26 protein-coding genes, 1 tRNA gene and 1 riboswitch are annotated in these 20,057 nt (G+C 40.4%); of the genes, 7 read left to right on the forward strand and 20 right to left on the reverse strand.

Translation table 11 applies throughout. The features are described from left to right. The first annotated feature begins 375 nt into the window (after window positions 1–375). Window positions 376–477: riboswitch (TPP riboswitch) on the forward strand. Between the two features lie 98 nt (window positions 478–575). Then, window positions 576–1,151: an energy-coupled thiamine transporter ThiT gene (gene thiT, locus MHH41_RS13950; protein ID WP_034659700.1), complete on the forward strand. Its 576-nt coding sequence runs from the start codon at window positions 576–578 to the stop codon at window positions 1,149–1,151. A 240-nt stretch (window positions 1,152–1,391) separates the two neighbouring features. Here thiT and MHH41_RS13955 read toward each other — a convergent pair whose 3' ends face one another. Next, window positions 1,392–1,946, reverse strand: a complete 555-nt coding sequence (locus tag MHH41_RS13955; protein WP_003212763.1) for a GNAT family N-acetyltransferase — start codon at window positions 1,944–1,946, stop codon at window positions 1,392–1,394. 169 nt (window positions 1,947–2,115) lie between these two features. Here MHH41_RS13955 and MHH41_RS13960 point away from each other — a divergent pair, with 169 nt between their 5' ends. From MHH41_RS13960 to ftsW, 3 genes are read left to right on the forward strand one after another with little or no spacing between them, the layout of a single operon-like run. Beyond that, on the forward strand, window positions 2,116–2,751 hold the full coding sequence (locus tag MHH41_RS13960; RefSeq protein ID WP_340866462.1) for a DUF1232 domain-containing protein: 636 nt from the start codon (window positions 2,116–2,118) through the stop codon (window positions 2,749–2,751). 14 nt (window positions 2,752–2,765) lie between these two features. Next, a complete protein-coding gene (gene rodA / locus MHH41_RS13965) occupies window positions 2,766–3,920 on the forward strand; it encodes a rod shape-determining protein RodA (RefSeq protein WP_340866463.1) in 1,155 nt (384 codons plus the stop codon). A 2-nt stretch (window positions 3,921–3,922) separates the two neighbouring features. Then, window positions 3,923–5,059 carry a putative lipid II flippase FtsW gene (gene ftsW / locus MHH41_RS13970; protein WP_374726569.1) on the forward strand — a complete coding sequence of 379 codons (1,137 nt, stop codon included), beginning with the start codon at window positions 3,923–3,925 and terminating at the stop codon, window positions 5,057–5,059. Between the two features lie 30 nt (window positions 5,060–5,089). On the opposite strand, the gene MHH41_RS13975 is transcribed toward ftsW, so the two are convergent. Together MHH41_RS13975 and MHH41_RS13980 are read right to left on the reverse strand one after the other, a co-directional pair. Further along, on the reverse strand, window positions 5,090–6,637 hold the full coding sequence (locus MHH41_RS13975) for a flotillin family protein (RefSeq protein WP_340866464.1): 1,548 nt from the start codon (window positions 6,635–6,637) through the stop codon (window positions 5,090–5,092). Between the two features lie 11 nt (window positions 6,638–6,648). Next, window positions 6,649–7,179, reverse strand: coding sequence for a hypothetical protein (locus MHH41_RS13980; RefSeq protein WP_034620073.1), 531 nt, complete (start codon window positions 7,177–7,179; stop codon window positions 6,649–6,651). 204 nt (window positions 7,180–7,383) lie between these two features. Between MHH41_RS13980 and MHH41_RS13985 the strand changes: the two genes are divergently transcribed. Beyond that, window positions 7,384–7,863, forward strand: a complete 480-nt coding sequence (locus tag MHH41_RS13985; protein ID WP_212045464.1) for a DinB family protein — start codon at window positions 7,384–7,386, stop codon at window positions 7,861–7,863. 40 nt (window positions 7,864–7,903) lie between these two features. Here the strand turns inward: MHH41_RS13985 and MHH41_RS13990 are convergent, their stop codons facing one another. Both MHH41_RS13990 and betB read right to left on the reverse strand, forming a co-directional pair. Continuing rightward, the gene (locus MHH41_RS13990) at window positions 7,904–9,112 is read right to left on the reverse strand and encodes an iron-containing alcohol dehydrogenase (protein WP_003213555.1); all 1,209 of its coding nucleotides are present in this window, start codon (window positions 9,110–9,112) and stop codon (window positions 7,904–7,906) included. A 27-nt stretch (window positions 9,113–9,139) separates the two neighbouring features. Further along, a complete protein-coding gene (gene betB / locus MHH41_RS13995) occupies window positions 9,140–10,609 on the reverse strand; it encodes a betaine-aldehyde dehydrogenase (RefSeq protein ID WP_137054496.1) in 1,470 nt (489 codons plus the stop codon). Between the two features lie 207 nt (window positions 10,610–10,816). On the opposite strand from betB, the gene cudC reads away from it, so the two are divergent. Further along, window positions 10,817–11,374 (forward strand): choline uptake/conversion transcriptional regulator CudC, encoded by a 558-nt coding sequence (cudC, locus tag MHH41_RS14000; protein ID WP_310425911.1) that lies wholly within the window; start codon window positions 10,817–10,819, stop codon window positions 11,372–11,374. 72 nt (window positions 11,375–11,446) lie between these two features. Next, window positions 11,447–11,519: transfer RNA gene (locus tag MHH41_RS14005), tRNA-Ala, on the forward strand. 53 nt (window positions 11,520–11,572) lie between these two features. Here MHH41_RS14005 and MHH41_RS14010 read toward each other — a convergent pair. The 15 genes from MHH41_RS14010 to MHH41_RS14080 form a co-directional block, all read right to left on the reverse strand. After that, the gene (locus MHH41_RS14010) at window positions 11,573–11,761 is read right to left on the reverse strand and encodes a hypothetical protein (protein ID WP_106029225.1); all 189 of its coding nucleotides are present in this window, start codon (window positions 11,759–11,761) and stop codon (window positions 11,573–11,575) included. A 114-nt stretch (window positions 11,762–11,875) separates the two neighbouring features. After that, window positions 11,876–12,679 carry a peptidoglycan recognition protein family protein gene (locus MHH41_RS14015; RefSeq protein ID WP_106032268.1) on the reverse strand — a complete coding sequence of 268 codons (804 nt, stop codon included), beginning with the start codon at window positions 12,677–12,679 and terminating at the stop codon, window positions 11,876–11,878. Between the two features lie 19 nt (window positions 12,680–12,698). Then, window positions 12,699–12,962, reverse strand: coding sequence for a phage holin (locus tag MHH41_RS14020; protein ID WP_003212734.1), 264 nt, complete (start codon window positions 12,960–12,962; stop codon window positions 12,699–12,701). An 11-nt stretch (window positions 12,963–12,973) separates the two neighbouring features. Continuing rightward, entirely contained in the window at window positions 12,974–13,186 is a 213-nt protein-coding gene (locus MHH41_RS14025; RefSeq protein ID WP_008344062.1) for a BhlA/UviB family holin-like peptide, read from the reverse strand. A 56-nt stretch (window positions 13,187–13,242) separates the two neighbouring features. Further along, complete coding sequence (locus tag MHH41_RS14030) at window positions 13,243–13,389, reverse strand: XkdX family protein (protein ID WP_081311384.1); 147 nt, start codon at window positions 13,387–13,389, stop codon at window positions 13,243–13,245. Next, window positions 13,390–13,743: a hypothetical protein gene (locus tag MHH41_RS14035; protein WP_223251357.1), complete on the reverse strand. Its 354-nt coding sequence runs from the start codon at window positions 13,741–13,743 to the stop codon at window positions 13,390–13,392. Further along, a complete protein-coding gene (locus tag MHH41_RS14040; protein ID WP_340866465.1) occupies window positions 13,740–15,152 on the reverse strand; it encodes a pyocin knob domain-containing protein in 1,413 nt (470 codons plus the stop codon). Before MHH41_RS14040 ends, MHH41_RS14035 begins: the two co-directional genes overlap by 4 nt. An 89-nt stretch (window positions 15,153–15,241) precedes the next feature. Next, entirely contained in the window at window positions 15,242–15,385 is a 144-nt protein-coding gene (locus tag MHH41_RS14045) for an XkdX family protein (protein WP_170965974.1), read from the reverse strand. Continuing rightward, window positions 15,382–15,702, reverse strand: coding sequence for a hypothetical protein (locus tag MHH41_RS14050; RefSeq protein WP_340866466.1), 321 nt, complete (start codon window positions 15,700–15,702; stop codon window positions 15,382–15,384). The genes MHH41_RS14045 and MHH41_RS14050 overlap by 4 nt, the downstream gene beginning before the upstream one ends. A 13-nt stretch (window positions 15,703–15,715) precedes the next feature. Continuing rightward, window positions 15,716–17,101, reverse strand: a complete 1,386-nt coding sequence (locus MHH41_RS14055) for a hypothetical protein (protein WP_340866467.1) — start codon at window positions 17,099–17,101, stop codon at window positions 15,716–15,718. 29 nt (window positions 17,102–17,130) lie between these two features. Then, window positions 17,131–18,261: a pyocin knob domain-containing protein gene (locus MHH41_RS14060; RefSeq protein WP_339205967.1), complete on the reverse strand. Its 1,131-nt coding sequence runs from the start codon at window positions 18,259–18,261 to the stop codon at window positions 17,131–17,133. Between the two features lie 7 nt (window positions 18,262–18,268). Continuing rightward, the gene (locus MHH41_RS14065) at window positions 18,269–18,442 is read right to left on the reverse strand and encodes a hypothetical protein (RefSeq protein ID WP_003212881.1); all 174 of its coding nucleotides are present in this window, start codon (window positions 18,440–18,442) and stop codon (window positions 18,269–18,271) included. After that, entirely contained in the window at window positions 18,439–18,768 is a 330-nt protein-coding gene (locus MHH41_RS14070) for an XkdW family protein (protein ID WP_050944000.1), read from the reverse strand. Before MHH41_RS14070 ends, MHH41_RS14065 begins: the two co-directional genes overlap by 4 nt. A 9-nt stretch (window positions 18,769–18,777) precedes the next feature. Then, the gene (locus MHH41_RS14075) at window positions 18,778–19,656 is read right to left on the reverse strand and encodes a hypothetical protein (protein ID WP_340866468.1); all 879 of its coding nucleotides are present in this window, start codon (window positions 19,654–19,656) and stop codon (window positions 18,778–18,780) included. A gap of 15 nt (window positions 19,657–19,671) precedes the next feature. Then, window positions 19,672–20,055, reverse strand: coding sequence for a phage tail-collar fiber domain-containing protein (locus MHH41_RS14080; protein ID WP_340866469.1), 384 nt, complete (start codon window positions 20,053–20,055; stop codon window positions 19,672–19,674). Between the last annotated feature and the right edge of the window lie 2 nt (window positions 20,056–20,057).

Consider the following 20,057-nt stretch of genomic DNA (forward strand, 5'->3'; position numbering starts at 1 on the left):
TTCCTGCCTCGTCAGCGTTTGACTGACTACCTATGATGTTTCATAGGATTTTTTATAAAAACTCGAATTAACAGGTACGTTTTGTCTTGTTTAGTTTTCAAAGATCATCTTCGTCGTCTCTCAGAGGCGACTTTATTAATATAACATTCTATCAAGATAAAGTCAATAACTTTTTTCTTTATGTTATTTAATAACCGCGCTGTTTTAGCGGCGAATACAAATATAACACCTTTTGAGAGAGGAAACAAGTATTTTTTCTAAATAATTTATTTTTTCTTATCTCTTCCTATATAACCATACAAAAATTGATTGTCACAGGAATTCTCTATTGTTGATCCTGAAGGTCTTTAGTATATTTATAATAGAAGAAAACTAAATAACCGCAGGGGGAGCTTTGTGCTGAGAGTGAACACTCGTTGTTCTGACCCTTTGAACCTGTCAGTTAATACTGACGTAGGAATGTGGATTCAATTGAATACATGTGGTGTATTCAACTCGATATGTTTTTCTATGAATAACATACTCATCCTTACACGGTCTCTCCTTGCTCAATTCATGAAAAGGGAGATTTTTTTATGCAGCAATCAAATCAATTGGTACGACTGATGGAAATCGCAATTATGACTTCACTTGCACTAGTATTAGATTACTTATCAGGTCTCTTTTTAAGAATGCCGAACGGCGGATCTCTTGCGCTGATTATGATACCCGTCATTCTGATGTCTATTAGATGGGGAATATCAACCGGGTTTATCATTGGTGTGCTTATTGCAGGCCTTCAGCTGATGAATGGCCCTATTATCGCTACACCAGTTCAAGGATTTCTCGATTATTTCGTCGCATCTGTTGTCATTTCCCTAAGCGGCCTCTTTTCTGGATTGATTAAAAAAGCCATTCAGGACCAAAAGCGAAAGCAGCAATTCTTCTATATTACCCTATCCGTATTTGTTGCAAGTTTCTTCAGACTGTTGACGTTCTTTATCTCTGGTGTTGTTTTCTTTTCTCATTATGCACCAAAAGGAACTCCAGGTTGGGTTTACTCTTTAATTTATAACAGCACATATATGGTTCCTTCATTTATTATTTGCAGTATCGTTCTTTGCATACTCATACCAAGTGCATCTCGTTTGGTTTTTCCTCACAAAAAATAACTGGCTGATTTCAGCTGGTTATTTTTTTATGCATAAATTGCCGCTCTATGGAATCTATTAATAGTAGAAGATTTCATGTTGGAGGTACGCCAATGAACCCTTACTCCATTATGCTGTGCTGTTATATTCTCAGTCTTGCTTATTTTTTGGCAGGTTTCTATGAAGCTTTAAAGATAGCAGGAATAAAAGGAAAAGTAGAAGCTTCTCCTCTTATCTCTTATATGCTTTTAGCTATGCTTTTCACTTTTTTCTCTCATTATTATTGGAAGCTGACGATTTAATTCGGTGTAGATGGTCATTTAATACAGGCAGCTCCCACCCATACCCTATTTCATCATGCTTCTCGCCAGCCAGCTCGAACTGGCTGGTAACGACAAAATGAGGTTGAAGCTTTTGATAAAAATGCTTTGCCGAATTTTGTTCAAATACCCACAGCATGATATTCTGATACCCTTTCTCTATTAAATAGCTCACTCCTTCTGTAATTAAAGCGATACCTGCTCCTGATTTCTGTTTCTCTTGCAATAAATAGATCGCATATAGTTCTCCATCATATGTTGGATAGCGCTCATCACGTTGTTTTCCAAAAGAAGCAAAACCAAATACCCCCTCGTCATCTTCTGCGACAAACGTCCCTTCAAGTGACCTTCTTCTCCAGCTCTCTTCTCGATCTTCTATATTTAAACCATCCAAATAATCCTGATTAATAATGCCTTGATAAGTCGTCTGCCAGCTCTTCACATGTATTTCGGCAATTTTAGGAATATCTTTTTGTACAGCATGTCTCACCTTCATCCGCGCCACTCCTTCTCACTGTTTTCATCCTATCTTTATTATGATAAATTCCTATATCCTAAAATTCAATCAATAAAGGATATTCGTTGACATTTTGTCAACACACCTTTATATTGGGTACGACTTCTTCTATAGAAGAGTTGATACATCATACAAAGGATGGCGTAAAATGGATTCTAAAACAACTGAGCTTGGCTCTCTCTTAAAGGAAAGATTGCAACAACGTTCTTTATCTTTAAGAGAGCTCAGCACATACACAGAAATTGATAAAGCGACACTGTCTCGAATCATGAATGGAAAAAGAAAACCAACTTTGAATCATCTGCAGCGGCTTTCAGATTCTCTGAACCTATCATTAGATCAACTATTAGCTGCTTCAGGGTTTCCAATCAAAAACGAAAAGGTACATAGTGATACGTTCATACAAACGGTCGTAGAGATCGAAAAAACACTGAAAGATGAGAAGGTCTACGACGGTACATTTAGTCAGACCAAATTGAAACAAAAGCTAAACGAATATGAGACCTATAGCCAAACAAACGAGGGAAAAGAAACGATCTCAGCAAAGTTTGAGAAAAAGATGGAGGCGGTAAACGGCGCCGGGCCATTCCTTCAGCATTTGAAAGACATGTACAGCTTATTTATGACCGGACGAGGTACTTCTCGAGAATTAATGATGATGGGGAGCGCACTCCTTTATTTCATTATGCCTGTTGACTTAATACCAGATTTTATTTTTCCGATCGGCTATATTGATGATGCTGCGGCTGTGAAAATCGTCATAGACCAGCTGACAAATAGGTAGCAGGACAAGAAGCTATGAAAAAACAGTACAACATTGACTTCGTACTTTTACTCACTGTGATTTGTTTATTTGTCATCAGCCTAATAGCTGTATATAGCGGATCAGGACAGTATGAATCGCAGGATATGTTTTATTTCGTCAAAAGACAAATTTTCTGGTATATCGTCGGTTTCGGTCTTATGGCCGCTGCTGCATACTTTGATTATGAACTTCTTGAGCGTTTATCTTTTCGGTTATTTACAGGTGGTATTTTTCTCATTATTCTTGTGCATTTTTTCGGAACGAGTCAAAACGGATCCCAAAGATGGATCAGCTTCGGTTCAATCAAAATTCAGCCATCAGAGTTCATGAAAATTTTTGTGATCCTGCTACTAGCGGCTGTCTTGAACCAATACAAGCATCAGCGATTTTCGTTTAAAGAAAGTATCATTCCTACAAGTAAAGTCGTTTGCTGGACCGTTGTCCCTTTTTTCCTCATCTTAATTCAGCCTGATTTAGGGACAGCGCTCGTGATATTATCTATCGCCTTTACACTGATGCTTGTGTCAGGAATTTCCAGCAAGATGATGACCGCATTAATGGCTTCTTTTCTTGCACTTCTTTCATTTTTGGTCTACTTACACAACGAACACTTTGAGCATTTCACAAAAATCATTAAGCCACATCAGCTTGATCGCATTTATGGCTGGCTCTCCCCCGATGAATTTGATTCAACATACGGGTATCAGCTGAAACAATCGATGCTCGGCATTGGATCAGGTCAATTATCAGGTAGCGGTTTTACACAGGGGCATCAAGTACAAGGAGGTAATATCCCTGAAGCACATACGGATTTTATATTTGCCGTCATTGGTGAAGAGTTTGGTTTTATCGGCGCCTCCCTTTTGATGTGTTTGTACTTAATGATGATTTACCGAATCATTCATGTGGCTATGCATGCTAATACGCTTTATGGGTTGTACATATGTGCAGGAGTCGTTGGGCTGATCGTGTTTCAAGTTTTCCAAAACGTAGGGATGACAATCGGTTTAATGCCTGTGACAGGACTCGCGCTTCCTTTTATAAGCTATGGAGGCAGTGCGCTATTGACTAACATGATCGCCATTGGCCTCGTGTTTAGTGTCAATATCAGGTCATCATCCTATATGTTTGGAGACAACTGGAATTGAAGATGGTGGCATTTCTTCTATCTCATCTCAAAAGAGTCGACCTCGTTCTTGTTGGAACGATTGTGTTCCTCTGCTTATTTGGTTTACTGATGGTGTACAGTGCAAGTTATCCTTTAGGAGAAGTGAAGTATGAAAAGGGCAGCTATTTCTTTATCAAACAATGGCAATGGCTCCTGATTGGGGGATTCTTTTTTTTCATTGCTGCTCTTTTCCCCTATCAGATTTATCGTAAATGGATGAAATGGCTTGTCATGCTGTCATTGCTATGTCTCATCCTAGTCCTGATTCCTGGAATTGGTGTTGTCAAAAACAATTCACAGCGGTGGATTCAGCTGGGCTCTCTTATGCTCCAACCTTCTGAAGCTGTGAAACTAGTGATGGTGATCTATTTTGCCTATGTGTACGCGAATAAACAGGCGTACATTACATCTTTTAAAAAAGGCGTACTGCCGCCACTCATCCTTTTAAGTCTTGTTTTTTTATTAATCTTAAAGCAGCCTGATTTAGGCACAGCTGTGTCTATTTTATTAAGCTGTGGCATCATTTTATTATGCGCTGGGTTGAAAACGCGCCATCTCATTTTGCTAGGATCGACTGCCGTAGCATGTATCACTTTTTTTGCAGTGACAGCACCTTACCGTTTGAAGCGGCTGACTTCTTTTCGTGATCCTTTTCAGTATGAAGATGGGGATGGCTATCAGCTGATTCATTCGTATCTCGCAATGAATTCCGGCGGGCTGACAGGGAATGGCTTAGGCGGGAGTATTCAAAAGCTAGGCTTTCTTCCCGAAGCGCATACGGATTTTATTATGGCCATTATCAGTGAAGAGCTGGGCATTATGGGGATTTTGATTGTGATAGGTGCATATCTATTCATCATGTATCGCGCAATGCGAATTGTGCAGGCTTTACATGACCCTTTTGGAAAACTGTTAACGATTGGGCTTACGTTTCAAATCATGCTCCAAGCAGTCTTTAATTTAGGCGCTGTCTTTGGTCTTCTTCCGATCACAGGCATTCCGCTTCCTTTCATTAGTTATGGTGGCTCCTCCCTAGTGTTCATGATGATATCTGCTGGTATTCTCGTAAATCTTTCTTCATATGTAAAAAGGAATCCATATCGGGCACATGCCAAATAGACACCTTCTGATGGAAGGTGTCTATTTATTTTATTCTTCTATTTGAGTATCAGCGATCTCTTTTTTTCTTGGCTGTTTGATTTCATTCGTTAGTTCCTGAATGCTCTGCTTCACATTGCCTTTGCCTGAAAAGTTCTCAATAATTTCTTTGACATCAATTCCAGAGGATGCTTTCAGGCTTTCTTGCAGACTGGACATAAGGTTTGTAGCATAGCCAGTGACTTTATTGGCACCGCTGCCTTCTCCGTTACCTCCCGTATCCACAACCGTAATTTTATCAATGTTAGAAAGTGGTGCAGATACTTGCTTCGCATATTCAGGAAGCATTTTCACAATCATATCAAGGATCGCTGCCTGACCATACTGTTCGAATGCTTCAGCGATTTTCTCTTTCGCTTCGGCTTCCGCAAGTCCTTTCAGTCTAATGACTTCGGCTTCCGTTTCCCCTTTTGCACGATCAGCTTCCGCTTTAGCAAGCCCGTCAATTCGGACTTTCTCAGCTTCTGCTTTTGCCATTGCTTCAATGCTGTATTTCTTGGCATCTGCTTCTGCGAGGCGTTTCGCTTTTTCCGCTGCAGCTGACTGCTCAACCGCATAACGGTCCGCATCTGCTTTCTTTTTCACTTCAGAATCGTATTGACGCTCACGACGCTGGATCTCTTTTTCTTCTAATTCAATTTGCTTCTGACGTTCAATGATTTTTACTTGCATTTCTTGTTCAGTTACGTGCTGACGGTTACGTGCTGTTTCAAGATCGTACGCTTGGTCGGCACTTGCTTTTGCTGTATCTTGTTCACGTCTGAATTCTGCTCTTTTCAGCTCATTGATCTTTTCTGCTTCAGCGATTTCAGTGGCACGCTCAAGCTCAGATTTCTTCGCATCTTTATCTGCTTCTGCACGTTTGATACGTGTTTCTTTATCTGCTTCTGCTGTTGCGATATCTGCATCGCGTTTCACTTGGGCAATTCTAGGTTTACCTAGTGATTCTAAATAGCCATTTTTATCACGGACATCTTTGATGGTAAACGATACAATGACAAAACCCATTTTCGCTAGATCTTGAGAAGCGACACGCTGTACTTCTTGAGAAAATTTCTCTCTGTTTTTATAAATCTCTTCAACTGTCATTGACCCTAAAATGGAGCGAAGGTGTCCTTCTAGTACTTCTCTCGCTTCGTTTTCGCGGTCTTCTTTTGTTTTACCTAAAAATTGCTCTGCAGCAGTAGCAATTTCTTCAATCGATCCGCCGATTTTAATGATGGCTGTTCCGTCCGCCATGACTGGTACACCTTGTTCAGTATAGACTTCAGGTGTTGAAACATCTAGCTTGCTAGATAGTAAGCTGAGCGGCTCTGCTTGTTGAAAAACAGGGAGTACAAAGGTACCTCCGCCTCTTACAATCTTAATCTTGTTTCCACCTTCATCCACGTGGACATTTTTACTTCCGAGGTAACTTCCTGTGACGATTAACGCTTCATCTGGACCTGCAGTCCGGTATTTCGAAACAAATACACCAATAAGTGCAATCAGAATCACAAGCACAATTCCAATGATTATCAAAATGGTTGTTCCTGGCATAGCATTCCCTCCTAGATTTCTTCATTTGGTATAACTGATAAGACGCCTTTGTTCACTTCGACGACCAGTACCCGAGTTCCATATGGAATCTCCTCTTCGTCGAAGCTGACGGCAGGCTTTGAGATTTTCCCGCTATTACTAATTAACAGCACTTCTCCAAACCCGTCTTTTGGAACAGATACAATGATCTCTCCAGTTCTTCCTTTTAAGTCGGCCTCCGTATATGAGAGAGATTCTTCAGCAGAGGAAAGCGGGACTAAGACAAATACATTCAAACAGGTCACAAGAACCACTGCGAGGATGGCAGATAAGACTGCGCCAAGTCCACTTCCTACAATTGCTGTTTTTTCAGAGATAAACCCTCCAGCCGAGAAAAAGGTAAGAAATGCGAGGATTAATGTTGGTTGAAGGAATGGAACAGGAATCGCTTCAAACAATCCATCAAATACATCGCCGAAAAAGACGAAAACAAGTGTCAGGATTCCTGATATCATCAATATGTATAAATACAGCGTCTGAAGTGGCAGCCCGAACACATCCATCTTCCTCACCCTTTCTTCATGAAATGAACAGCCTTTGTTTCATTTAGACCATGCTCACCTCCAATGTATTCCTTCTAACAGGTAATACGAACCACTTTTGTAAAGGTTTCAAATTTCCTCACAATTCTTCACAGGAATTCACCGATAGCTCAAGAATGATTGTCATGTACCAGTATGTTAAAATTTGATCTTGAGGTGATGAAAATGAGTTTATTACATGATGCAAGACAAGAATTGTGGCAAGAGCTACAAGGTTTGAACGAAGAGCAATTGAATCAAAAATTATCTGATGATACTTGGAGTATTCAAGAGGTGACAGATCATTTAAAGAAGATGGACCTCGTGGCAGCAAAACATCTAGCTGCTGAGGGAAAAAAAGCACCGATCAAAGAATATGAGCCAAAGCCGGTGGAAATGGCAGAGGATCGTTCTAGAAAAGCGACTGCGCCTAGTATTGTTGAGCCTGAGCGCAAGCATGTGACACCTACACATTTAAAAGATGAGCTCGATACAGCCCGTGAGCAGCTCAATCAAATTCTATCAACGTTTACTGAGGATGATTTCAAACGCGTCATTGCACACCCTGTGTTTGAAGAGTTATCGCTTAAGCAATATCTTGATTTTATCGGCGCACACGAAAAACGCCATATCCATCAAATCAAAGAAATTAAAGAACAGCTATAAGACATAAAAAAGACTCCCTTTTGGGAGCCTTTTTTCATTGTTACACTGTTTTAGGTGTTAGATCAAAACAGCGAGCATAAATCCAGTTGTACGCTTTTTCGTTTAGATCTCTTGGGTTTCCAATTGTTTGCGGATCTTTCATTGCTTCTTTAGATAAACGGTCAATCATATCTTTTGATACACCTTGTTCTTCTAATGAAGGAACTTCTAGGTCTTCCACTAAATCATACATCCAGTTCACTGCTGCTTTTGCGGCTTCCTCTGTTGACATTCGGCTAATATCAATTCCAAATGCTTGCGCAATACGAGCAAATTTTTCGGGATACCCTTTCCAGTTATACTCCATCACCGGTCCCATCATTGCTGCGACACACTGACCATGCGCTACAGGAATAATGCCTCCGAGTGTTTGACTCATCGCATGTGCAGCTCCAGCTGATTCGCTTCCATAAGAAAGCCCGGCAAGCATTGCAGCTTGTGCCATTCCATACCTGGCTTCTAAGTCCTCACCATCGGCAAAGGCACGGCGAATATAATGAGCTGCATATTCAATGGCCATGAGCGCGACCGCATCTGTAATAGGCTGAGCAAATTTCATTGTATAGCATTCAATGGCGTGTGCAAGTGCATCAATTCCAGTCATTGCCGTCACATGAGGCGGCATGGATACATGTAGCTTTGGATCAATGACTGTGAGGTGAGCTGCAATGAGCGGGCCACCTGTGTTGAATTTGAATTCTCTTTCTTCATCTGTAATCACTGCCCACTGCGTGACTTCTGAACCTGTACCAGCTGTTGTCGGAATAGTGGTTAAAGGCGGGATTCTGTTTTCAAGCGGTTTTTTCCCCTCTGCCGCTTCGTAATCAAGGACTGAGCCTTCATGCGTCGCTTCTACACCGATCGCCTTCGCTGTATCCATTGAGCTTCCGCCGCCTACTGCGACTAATCCATTACAGCCTTCTTTTTCATATAACGCAGAGCCTTCATTCACTAAACGGACTGGCGGGTTTGGCTCTACTTTATCAAATAGCACCACATCGATTTGTGCTTCTTTTAATGAAGCAATCACTGGATCTACCACGCCCGCCAGGTAAATACCTGGGTCTGTTACAAGTAATACCTTTGAGACACCGTATGCTTTTACTTCTTCCCCAACATGTTTCACTGCACCGATGCCATGTTTGATGACAGTCGGAATTTCAAATGTATGGAATTTCTGCATGCTTTCAATTTTCATATTTAATGTCATATAGAATCTCCTCCAAATGTGTGATTTTTATTGAAACCAACGAATCGCTTCAGGTTTTGTATTACGATATACATGCTTCAGTTCCGTATATTCCTCAAGACCGGTGCGTCCTAATTCACGTCCTAGACCTGATTGCTTATATCCACCCCAAGGTGCTTGAGCGAAATAAGGATGGAAGTCATTGATCCAAACTGTGCCTAATCTTAATTGACGAGCGACTCTTTCGGCCTTGCTGATATCAGTAGACCACACGGCTCCTGCTAATCCATAAATCGTATCGTTTGCCAGCCCAATCACTTCTTCCTCTGTACGGAAGGATTCAACTGTCAATACTGGGCCAAAGACTTCTTCCTGGACAATCCGCATCTCTGACGTGCAGCCTGAGAAAATCGTTGGCAAGTAGAAGAACCCATTTGAAAGCTCCTCTGCGTCAGGTCTTTTTCCGCCTGTTTCTAATTTGGCGCCTTCATCTAACCCAATGCTGACGTATTTTTCTACTTTTTCTCGATGCTCAGCTGAGATGAGCGGTCCGCTCTGGGTTTCTTCATCAAAGCCGTTGCCTAGCTTGATTTTTTTCGTGCGCTTCACCAGTTCTTCTAAAAATTCAGCATGAATGGATTCTTCCACTAGCAAACGTGAACCTGCTGAACACACTTGCCCCGCATGGAAAAACACAGCATTCATTGCCTGGTCAACCGCTACGTCTAAATCAGCATCTTGAAACACAATATTCGGATTTTTCCCGCCGAGCTCAAGGGCGATTTTCTTCACATTCCCACTGGCTCCCTGCATGATTTTCTTACCTGTTTCAATACCGCCTGTAAATGAAATCAAATCGACTTGATCATTTACAGCAAGCTCATCACCAACCGTTGCACCTGGTCCAAGGACTAGGTTCGCAACCCCTGCTGGAATGCCTGCTTCTTCCATGAGTTTAAATACTTTGATCGTGGTGAGTGGTGTAATTTCACTTGGTTTTAAAACGATTGTGTTCCCCGCCGCTAGAGCAGGAGCGATTTTCCAGCTTGCTTGAAGCAATGGATAGTTCCAAGGAGTAATTTGCCCGCATACACCGACAGGCTCTCTGACCAATTCGCTTTTAGAGTTCGGAATTGGCGATGCAATGATTTCCCCGCCATCTTTGTCTGCAAGACCGGCGTAATATTGGAACACGTTCGCAATATCGTCCATGTCTGCTTTGCTTTCCTCTACTGTTTTACCAGTATCAAGCGATTCTAATTTGGCTAGTTCATCAAGATCACGTCTAATCAATTCAGCAATCTTAAACACCATATTTCCCCTTTCAAGTCCAGGCAAGTTTGCCCAGTCACCTTGATCGAAGGCTTTTCTCGCTGCCTTAATGGCGAGCTGCGCGTCATTTCTTGATCCTTCACTCACTGTCGCGATCACTTCTTGATTAAATGGATTAATGATATCCCGCGTGTCGCCGCTTTTGGCGCCAACCCATTGTCCATCTATAAATAGTGTTTGACTCATAGAAGGAACCTCCTCTGATTCTTTTCGATAAGTTTGTTAAATAAAAATTTAACGTTTTGAACATAATTAACGTATCATGTTCAAATTTTTCTGTCAAAGGGAGATATGCTTCATTTTCTTTTGACATTTTGCATTCTTTCGTTAACATATAGTCCATAAAGATTTTTTTGAACGTATTGAATTCTCTTAATAGAAAGCAGGGACAGGATGAAAAAGCAGGAACAGCCGCAAGCAGAAGAACGTATTTTAGCTGCTAAAGATCTAGTCATTGATTCCATAGCTGAAACGATGGATCTCTATGGAATTACACGAAGTGCTGGTATTCTCTATGGGACCATGTATTTAAATGAGGAAATGACGCTGGATGAAATGCGTGAAGAGCTGCAAATGAGCAAGCCAAGTATGAGTACAGGTGTGAAAAAGCTTCAAGACATGAATATTGTCAAAAAGACCTTTCACCGAGGACGAAGAAAACATAGCTTTGTTGCTGAAAAAGACTTTTTTAAGTTTTTCATGAACTTCTTTCCACAAAAGTGGGAACGAGAGGTCGAGGTCAATTTAGCGGCGATAGAAGAAGCGCAAGTGCGGCTTCAAGAGGTGGCTCGTGATGATCATCTGGAGGAACATATTAGAGAGGAAGCGCAGCAGCTCATAGAGCAGCTTGAAAGCTCAAAAGCCTACTATGACTGGCTGAGACGCTTAGCAGACTCTGTTCATTCAGGGGAAATCTTTGACTATATCCCGATTGATCAGAAAGAAAAATAGACGATGTGTGTGCGTTTTAAAGCTTGAATTTTACAGAAGGATTGATTATAATAAATTAAGTCGTAACACATCGGGGCATTAGCTCAGCTGGGAGAGCGCTACGCTGGCAGCGTAGAGGTCAGCGGTTCGATCCCGCTATGCTCCATACGAAAAACCATTCTTGAGAAATCAAGGATGGTTTTTTTATGTATATATTTCTTACAGCTCTGTTTGTTCTTTGTTTTTTCTTGAGCCTAATATCTTTATGATGCGGTACGCGATCACAGAAACATAAGCCGTGATGAGAATGATTGTGTAAGACACAGGATAATCACTCGTCATTCCGTGATAAAAGAAATAGATGAGCAGCACTGACAGCATGATGACTTGGAACAGTTCCTTTTTCATTTTACTCTCCCCTCATGATAGTGATTCGGTCGATTATATCACAAATGATGTCATTTTTTGCTAGCTATCAGCAAGGGAAATTCCATTCACCTGCTGATAGCACTTTATGAATGATTACTTTTTTAGCAATTGTTCCATTTTGTTCTTCGTCTTCGGACCGTAAATCCCGTCTGCCGCTAGACCATTCATGAGCTGGAACCGCTTGACCGCATTCGCTGTTTTCGGTCCATAATAGCCATCAACTCCGTTGTTTTTTGCCCCTTTGTCTGGGTAGAAATAGAGTGAGGATAAGGCTTTTTGCACGGCTATGACTTGTGATCCTTTTGTTAAGGGCTTGGTTATTTTTAAGATGCCAGATGGCAGATTTGACGATTTCTGTTTGGTAACTGGTGCTTTGTGACTCAAGCTCTCTGTTCGAACTGGCTTTCTTGTGCTTTTGCTGCCGGTACGAGCTGTGGCTATTCCAGCTTTAAATTGATCCCACCGTCCGAGCAATTTCCTTGGACATTCTTTCCCGCTCCAATGTTTATGAGGCACTACATTTGATAAAGGAATTCCCAAATCGCCCATTAGCTTTCGAATGAGCCATTGGGCATTTTCGACTGCTTGTTCAAAGTTGCCGTCTGTATTTTCGCAAATTTCAATTCCGATTGATTTCATATTGCCATTGCCTCTGCCGTCTCCTGCATGCCAGCCGTTCTCGTTTAACGGTAAATGCTGATAAATCACCTGATCGTCGACAGTGTAATGCCAGCTGACTCCGGTACTTGAACGGGCAACAAACGCAGCGTGACTCCCCGCATTTGCACCTTTTGCCGTGTTAGAGGTATTATGCACCGTAATATAGAGCGGCTTCATCGTATTTCCTGGTCTGTTGCGGTTGTGTTTTGGAATGTAGGCTTGAATGATATTGACCATATTGTTTCTCCTTCAACGATTATTTTGTTAGCCCTCTTTGTTTCAGGGTATCTTTTTGTAATTGACCTTTGTAGGTCACATAATTGTTTTTAAACCAAGCGATAATGGCTGTCACCATCGTAAAAATGGTGGAACCTGCTACATATAGTGCCTCACCAGCGGTTTGTACTTGTTCCTCACTAATCGGCAGCACCGTCTGTCCAAACATGACAAGCGTTTGATTGATGAGCGCAATAAAAAGAAGCACTGTGCGAATCACAGTGCCTTTGTCGAATGTTTTCATGATTTCTCCTCCTATTTTAAATTCCGTTCAATTTTGTCGAGTTTGTCGATCACAACATCATACTTCTCACTAAACTTTGCTAACACATCATTTTGCGCCTCGATTTGTTCATTGAGCTTGTTTTCTCTTTCCTTTGTTGTGTTTAATACATAAAACAGCACCCAACAGAACAACACCGCAAACGGCCCTTGTGTCATTAAATATTGTGTCAAATCCATTTCCACTACACTCACCTACTCCCTCACTTTGCACACCCTGAAAGAAGGCAAAATAAAAACGCCTATTCAGCGTTAGTTGGATATTCTTCGTTTGTTATTTCTTTGTATTGTTTCGGCGTAATCTTCTCGAAACGAACAAATTTTGCTACGTCCTCATTTTCATAACATTTCCATTGATAGAACAATGAAATACTACGGAACCAATCCAATTAAATTACCTCCTTTTCCGTCAGCAGCATGATAAGTTCTGATATATTTTTCGATTGATTTTCTGCTCTCTTTTCTGACTCTGCCAGCTGCTGAAGCAGATCAGCATTTTGCTGTTTTAATAAATCAATATCTGATGGCGGCAGCGGCTTTGGCTGCAAACTATCGATGTATTCTTGTGTTGCCGACTCATACCATGCCCTTTTCTCTTCATTGTATTTACCTTTGTACAAACCATCTTGAGGTCTTACATCTGTATATCCTTTTGGGATGCCTGCGTCCTCTTCAATTTCTACTTCTTCTCCTGGAAGGTAATTGAATTTTTCATCGTATTTATATATCCATTTCACTTTCATCCCTCCTGAGCCGCCATGAATTTAAAGCCGAACGTGATAAATTCATTTGGGTTTGTTGAATTGGAGACGCTTTGTATATACACATTACCTTTAGTATCAATATGTGTTCTGTGTGTTTGTGGTGTTGAACCAGTGCCGATACTAGATGCTACCCCTATAAAATGCATATCCTGTATAGGACGATAACCACTAGGCAATGTAAAAACAGGTACTGCAAAACCGATAGTACCCCCTGTAATAGAACCAATTAACTCTACCTCTCCAAATGGATTCTTATAAAATTGCACTTTTTGAGTGCCATATTGTTTCCATCCGTTTATTATTGTTGTCGGAAACTTCCATTCTATTTGCTCTGCACTGGTTAACAAACGTTCCCATTTTGACCACACGCCATTTACAACTGTTTTACGCCATGTCCGGCCAAGGTTATCAAATCCAATGACAGAACCGTAGTTCCCTGCACTATTACATACCCAAACCCCCCGTAAAGCAACACCTGGTCCGTTAATAGCAGATGTGTCTGAGGTAAAATGAACAAAACCTTTATAACGAGGTAGTATGTCATGAAAATCAACAGAATTGATTATGTGAAATTTTCCAAATCCATCTGAATTGGTAATAGGAAATGCTTGAATGGCATTTATATCTGTAGATGTGAGCTGCCTTTCCCATTCAGTCCATGTAAAATCAGTCTTCCTAATTCTATAAAAAGAATTAAGACCGTTGACTGCATCATATATAGTTTGTAATAGGGTATTCCCATAACTTATCACTATCATAAATGCCCGTCTGATCTCTTTTGGACCATTAAGACCGGCATTATAAATGAGGTACATTCCTGTTTCTGTCATTTCGTTATAGTCGGTGGTCTCACTTACCCCTTTATAAATAGGCTTACCATTGTTTTGGGTTAATTTATACAGCTGTCCATTGTTCCATTTATCTTTTTCAGCTGCTGTCGGAAGCTGTGTCCAATTGATAGATATATGGCTAGCATTATAGTGGAAGTAATATGCATTACCTGATGTATCTATCGCAAAACCTGTTCCAATATTATTTTGTCCCACCGTCTGCATCCCTCGCATTGCAAATTGTGAAGGGCTATCCTCTATTCCACTGGGCGCATAAAATGTACAAGTACCTTTGTCTTTAATTGAGTCAAAGATTTTTGAGTTGACAGGAATATTTAAAAGATGGACTCCATTGTCACCTGTAATTTTATACAGCTGCGACTCATTCCATTTCTTTTTTTCTACTTCTGAAGAGTGTTGTCTCGAATCATCAATATGATTCGTCAATTGTTCTGATATACCAGTGTCGTTATGAAGCAATGTTTTCAGCATATCGTTGAATAGATCAGCATGAGCTTTATCACTCGTTTCAAAAGAACGAGGAATTTTTATATCCAATGTATTCTCACCTTTCTACCATTGCATAAGTTGTTTCAATGAGATTAAGATAGAATCCAGCTAAAGAGAACAGCAAAAAAATAAAGCCATTAGGCTTCGTATTTTTCTCCTGTTATGTCTTGATAGTCATCTGCCGAGATCCAGCCAATGCTTACATAAAATGCAATGTCCTCTGGTCCGTAACATTGCCAGTCCCAGAATTGTTTGATATCTGCTACAGTTGGAAACATCATTCTGAATTTCCCCCTTTCTGCATAGCCAATAACTGCGTTAATTGTTTTGATAACAAAGCATTTTGTTTCTTTAAAAGTTCTATATCACTTGGCGGGAGAGGGGCTGGCTTTAGGCTATCTATATACTCCTGTGTCGCTGATTCATACCAGTGTTGTTTTTCCACATCAAATGCAGCTTTATAAAAAGAAGGATGATTGGGTGGTGCAATTGTTGTGCAATGATCTGGAATGACATAATTGCCTTCATCATCTCTTTCGAACACTTCGATAGGTCTGACCAATTCATTTTGATGATTGTATTCATAAGCTAGTATCATTTTTATCACTTCCTTAATTTAATGGGACGACCGTGTCTAAATAGTAGCCAGTTACGGCACTTTCATTCGCTGCCAGTAAACCAGTTAGCTTTAGCTCTCCTGTCTTATATATAAGTAATTTACTATGACCCGTTGTACCTGATACAGGCACTGACACTACAAGACCTTTCTCTGGTAAACCCGCGGCTGGAATCCATCCACAGATGATTTCTCTATTTGCTTTTAGGTGGCCTCTTAGCAATAATAAATTTCCCCATTTTACATATTCAACTGGTCTATCCCCTATAGATGAACTTTTGTCTAAGGTCACACTCTGCCACGTGACATTTTCAAACTCAGTATTTGTCATTAGCTGTTTCCAGCCTCTGAACCCCCCATCTGTATGAGTCGTTCCGTACCAATGACTATTATCATAGCTTCGACTCACATGAAATGTTTTGCGGTTATTTCCCGTTTCTATAATATCTACATTAAACCAAGAAGCATCGGTCGTTGATGGCATATTCACTGCGTTCGTTCCAGAGACATAATAAAAGCCAGATGGCAGCGTTAATATATCTGTACCAGTAGGGATAAGCATTCTATTTCCATTCGCCTTCAATAACGGATGCTCGTTCAACCTCTTCCATCCGCTCCATTCTTGCTGAGTACCCGAAACATCTGTCGTGGAACGATTGATGTACACATCACCTGTATTATTTGCCCCAATAATCCAGCCATAGGTATTTTCACTAAAGACTGATAAGGCTCTCATAGAACTTCTTGTCGGCAAATCAGGATGTGCTTCGTGGATATACCAAGAATGCACGCCTGGTAATTTGATGAGTTTATCCAAAATACTAGGATCGTTTGCATTAATTCTTTCGTACGCTCTTCCATCGTCAGCGGTAATTTTAGATAGTTGTCCTGCGTCCCATTTGTTTTTTTCGTTTTGACTAGGTATTTGCAGCCAATTGATCGCAAGGTCATTCACATGATAGGAAAAACAAAATGCATTGCCTGATGTGTCAATCGCCATTCCTACACCAATATTATTTTGACCAACAAGCTGAAAGCCTCTTAATGCAGCATTACCTATAGCAGGAGAATCAACTACCCCAGAACCGCCTGGAGCATAAAATGAGCAGGCACCTAACGATTTTATCCCGTTATAAATACTGCTGCCAGATGGGATATTGATCAACTGGGCTCCGTTATCATTCGTCATTTTATATAGTTGAGATTGATTCCATTTCTGCTTTTCTGTTTTAGATGCATGAGATGTTACATCATTTTCGTGTTGATTGATATGATTTAATAGTTCAGCATCATTTTCAATAATAACCTTTACCATGTCATTAAACAGATCTGCATGGGCTTTATCACTTGTTTTGAAAGTACGTGGTGTCTTTATCTCCATGTGATTCTCCTTTCACATTGTTTATGGAATTATCTTGTACTGAACTTAAAACCAAATGTAATAAACTCAGTTGGATTAGCATTATTTGAAGATGATTGCACACATACATTCCCATTCTTATCTATTAAGGTTCGATGGAATTGAGGTACTCCAGGTGTCCCTATACTCGAAGCGATACCTACAAAATGGATCGCCTGCTGTGGCCGATATCCTTCAGGCAAAATAAACACAGGGTTATTTCCTAAAATCCCACCTTTTATAGCACCTACCATCTCAACTTCCCCCAAGAGATTCTTTCGATATTTCACTGGCAAATTAATAGGGTCATATTCCTTCCAATTGCCATTAATCTCTTTAGGTGTTTCCCATGAACCTTCTAATAGATCTGATAGCGTGATTTGCTTCTCCCATGGTGTCCATGATTGTGCTTTGTGTCTAAGAACTCTAAAGTATGTGTTCTTCCCATAAACAGATTCATATGCTATTTGTACTAATGTACTGCCATAACTCATGACCAACAAAAACACTCGATCATGGGAAGGCGATGGACCATTCACTCCAGTATTATATATAAGATACATCCCTGTCTCCGTAAGGGTATTGTAGTCTGTTTCACTAGCAAATCCATGATAAAAGGGCTTTCCATCATCTTGTGTGATTTTTACTAATTGACCGTTATCCCATCTTTTTCTATCGCTTTCTGTAGGCAGCTTTGTCCATTTAATCGACGTATGTCCGGCTTCGTAATAGAAAAAATAAGCATTACCTGAACTATCCATCGCAAAACCAGAGCCAATATTTTCTTGACCTACTGTCTGCAGCCCTCTAATTGACATATTCGATGAGGCCGGAGAATCCTCCACACCAGCAGCTGCATAAAAAGTACATGTTCCTTTATCTTTTATCGCATCAAATATTCTGCCATCAGCAGATACATTAATCAGCTGTCTTCCACTATCTGCTGTGATCTTATAGTTCTGTGAATTATTCCATTTCTTCTTTTCTGTTTCAGATGCATGTACTCTCGCATCATTTGTATGTTTTAAGAACTGCTCTATTAATCCATGATCATTTTCAAGAAGTACTTTGACCATGTCATTAAACAAATCAGCATGTGCTTTATCATTTACTTCAAAAGGTTTTGGTTGTTTTATTTCCATTCAGTTTTCACTCCCTTGCTTTGATGCTTGGTTCCATTTCTTGTAGCTGCTCTAGAGTGAGCATCCTTTGCTCATATCCTGTTTTTAAATCTTCCATTGAACAATCGCCTAGTTCCACCGCTTGTTTGACCAATTCAGGAGTCACCCATTTAAAATACAACGCCATCACCCAATAATTCATGATTCACGCTCTCCTTTATATAAAAGGATCTCATTTTTTAGCGCTTTTATTTCGTTTGTTAGATGATCACATTGATGTTCAAGCTGTTTTCTTATGAGCTTTTCTTTGGCTACTTCTTGTGCTAGATAATCTAGCGGAAGAGGCGGTTGATACCTTGGATTGATTTGAGATTCGTCCCACCATTCTTTCAATTCTTTTGCCGTTGGCTTTGGCACATCTAGATGCCACTCGTTAATGTAAGAACCGTCTCCGTCATTTCTAAGTTCAAAGTCCTTTTGCGGATCCGCATCGGGGTATTTATACTTAATGGCTTCATATAAAATCATAGAATCCTCCTATCCTCTCAGGAAATTTCTGCCACCTACTTCTGTAATATCAAAATAGTTGTACCAGCCTGAATTTTCAGATACATATCGATTAACGTCTCCGTCATATCCTGCATACATGTAAATTTCTAAATAATCCCCTTTATTAGCCGGTACATTCGCAGCACCATAAAGTCCCATACTAAAGCTCAACACATCAGATGGGCTTGTCGGGCTCTGTCTTTGATGTGCAATATTTTTATATCTTCTTCCATTTAAATAGATCGATAATTCAAAGTTTGCGTATCGTTGAAAGGTTTCAATATAAACACCTGCATTCACTGAATACATTCCGTTTTCAGGGCAGATGAAGCGATTATTTTTGATGTCAAAATTGTTATGACTGTCTTTTATCTTTCGATTAAAAAGGATTTTTTGATACTCACCTTTGGTTAATAACTGTTTTCCAGTTGTACCTATATTGGCATGACAGAATCCAGAGAGCTTATGCCAGTCGGTCCAACCAGATCCAGTCCACCAATGACGGCACCATGTACCCGTGCTATCAAAATAACTGCCCGCTTCGTTTCCAGTCCCATAGTAATATTGAACAAATCGAAAGTTACTATATTTTTCATTTTTCACAAAGCCAAATCTCGTAGGATATCCGGTATCATTCGCTTGTCCAATATCCATGAACGTAATGCCATCTGGATATTCCTCACCGCTGACTGATGCATCTTGAATGGCTTGATCGCCTGTTAGTTTAAATAAGCTTTCATTTGTGATTCCTTCTATTTGTCTACTGAGCTCATTGTCATTCTCCACAAGTGTGTTGACCATCCGGTTAAATAAGTTGGCATGGGCTTTGTCAGAGGTTTCAAACGGTAAAGGTGATTTTATTTCCACTTCTTTTCCCCTCCATTAATAAATATCATCAATCTCAAAAACAAATTCGATGTCGCCGTCTTTTTGTTTGTCTGTCATGGTGCGGATGGCGGTGAATTTGCCGGCTTCGTCGACAAGTGCTAGTTCATTGATCACTTCTCCTGCAAGTTCTCCTTCGGCGATCGTGCAGGTGTAGCGGATTTTTGCTGGTTCAATGAAGGTAAACGAATCAATCTCTTTTTGGACCAGCTCTTTTTTGAGTTTTTGTTCAGTGCCGTCTAGTGAGATCGGTTTCCCATCCTTCGTCCCACCATTTCCAAATGCCATTTTGACGACTTTTGTGAGTTTTGTTCCTTCTGCTCTTGCCTTTGCCATTTGTTGACGTGCATATAGTGTTGTTACAGTTAATTGATCAGCCATTG

This window comes from Bacillus sp. FSL K6-1145, assembly GCF_038003425.1.
In the GTDB taxonomy this organism is placed as follows: domain Bacteria; phylum Bacillota; class Bacilli; order Bacillales; family Bacillaceae; genus Bacillus; species Bacillus pumilus.

What these genes read in the sequence shown, in the direction of transcription:
- thiT (WP_034659700.1), top strand. Translation starts at nt 576, where the DNA reads ATGCAGCAATCAAATCAATTGGTACGACTGATGGAAATCGCAATTATG.
- MHH41_RS13955 (WP_003212763.1), bottom strand. Translation starts at nt 1,946, where the DNA reads ATGAAGGTGAGACATGCTGTACAAAAAGATATTCCTAAAATTGCCGAA.
- MHH41_RS13960 (WP_340866462.1), top strand. Translation starts at nt 2,116, where the DNA reads ATGGATTCTAAAACAACTGAGCTTGGCTCTCTCTTAAAGGAAAGATTG.
- rodA (WP_340866463.1), top strand. Translation starts at nt 2,766, where the DNA reads ATGAAAAAACAGTACAACATTGACTTCGTACTTTTACTCACTGTGATT.
- ftsW (WP_374726569.1), top strand. Translation starts at nt 3,923, where the DNA reads ATGGTGGCATTTCTTCTATCTCATCTCAAAAGAGTCGACCTCGTTCTT.
- MHH41_RS13975 (WP_340866464.1), bottom strand. Translation starts at nt 6,637, where the DNA reads ATGCCAGGAACAACCATTTTGATAATCATTGGAATTGTGCTTGTGATT.
- MHH41_RS13980 (WP_034620073.1), bottom strand. Translation starts at nt 7,179, where the DNA reads ATGGATGTGTTCGGGCTGCCACTTCAGACGCTGTATTTATACATATTG.
- MHH41_RS13985 (WP_212045464.1), top strand. Translation starts at nt 7,384, where the DNA reads ATGAGTTTATTACATGATGCAAGACAAGAATTGTGGCAAGAGCTACAA.
- MHH41_RS13990 (WP_003213555.1), bottom strand. Translation starts at nt 9,112, where the DNA reads ATGACATTAAATATGAAAATTGAAAGCATGCAGAAATTCCATACATTT.
- betB (WP_137054496.1), bottom strand. Translation starts at nt 10,609, where the DNA reads ATGAGTCAAACACTATTTATAGATGGACAATGGGTTGGCGCCAAAAGC.
- cudC (WP_310425911.1), top strand. Translation starts at nt 10,817, where the DNA reads ATGAAAAAGCAGGAACAGCCGCAAGCAGAAGAACGTATTTTAGCTGCT.
- MHH41_RS14010 (WP_106029225.1), bottom strand. Translation starts at nt 11,761, where the DNA reads ATGAAAAAGGAACTGTTCCAAGTCATCATGCTGTCAGTGCTGCTCATC.
- MHH41_RS14015 (WP_106032268.1), bottom strand. Translation starts at nt 12,679, where the DNA reads ATGGTCAATATCATTCAAGCCTACATTCCAAAACACAACCGCAACAGA.
- MHH41_RS14020 (WP_003212734.1), bottom strand. Translation starts at nt 12,962, where the DNA reads ATGAAAACATTCGACAAAGGCACTGTGATTCGCACAGTGCTTCTTTTT.
- MHH41_RS14035 (WP_223251357.1), bottom strand. Translation starts at nt 13,743, where the DNA reads ATGAAAGTGAAATGGATATATAAATACGATGAAAAATTCAATTACCTT.
- MHH41_RS14045 (WP_170965974.1), bottom strand. Translation starts at nt 15,385, where the DNA reads ATGATGTTTCCAACTGTAGCAGATATCAAACAATTCTGGGACTGGCAA.
- MHH41_RS14050 (WP_340866466.1), bottom strand. Translation starts at nt 15,702, where the DNA reads ATGATACTAGCTTATGAATACAATCATCAAAATGAATTGGTCAGACCT.
- MHH41_RS14055 (WP_340866467.1), bottom strand. Translation starts at nt 17,101, where the DNA reads ATGGAGATAAAGACACCACGTACTTTCAAAACAAGTGATAAAGCCCAT.
- MHH41_RS14060 (WP_339205967.1), bottom strand. Translation starts at nt 18,261, where the DNA reads ATGGAAATAAAACAACCAAAACCTTTTGAAGTAAATGATAAAGCACAT.
- MHH41_RS14065 (WP_003212881.1), bottom strand. Translation starts at nt 18,442, where the DNA reads ATGAATTATTGGGTGATGGCGTTGTATTTTAAATGGGTGACTCCTGAA.
- MHH41_RS14070 (WP_050944000.1), bottom strand. Translation starts at nt 18,768, where the DNA reads ATGATTTTATATGAAGCCATTAAGTATAAATACCCCGATGCGGATCCG.
- MHH41_RS14080 (WP_340866469.1), bottom strand. Translation starts at nt 20,055, where the DNA reads ATGGCTGATCAATTAACTGTAACAACACTATATGCACGTCAACAAATG.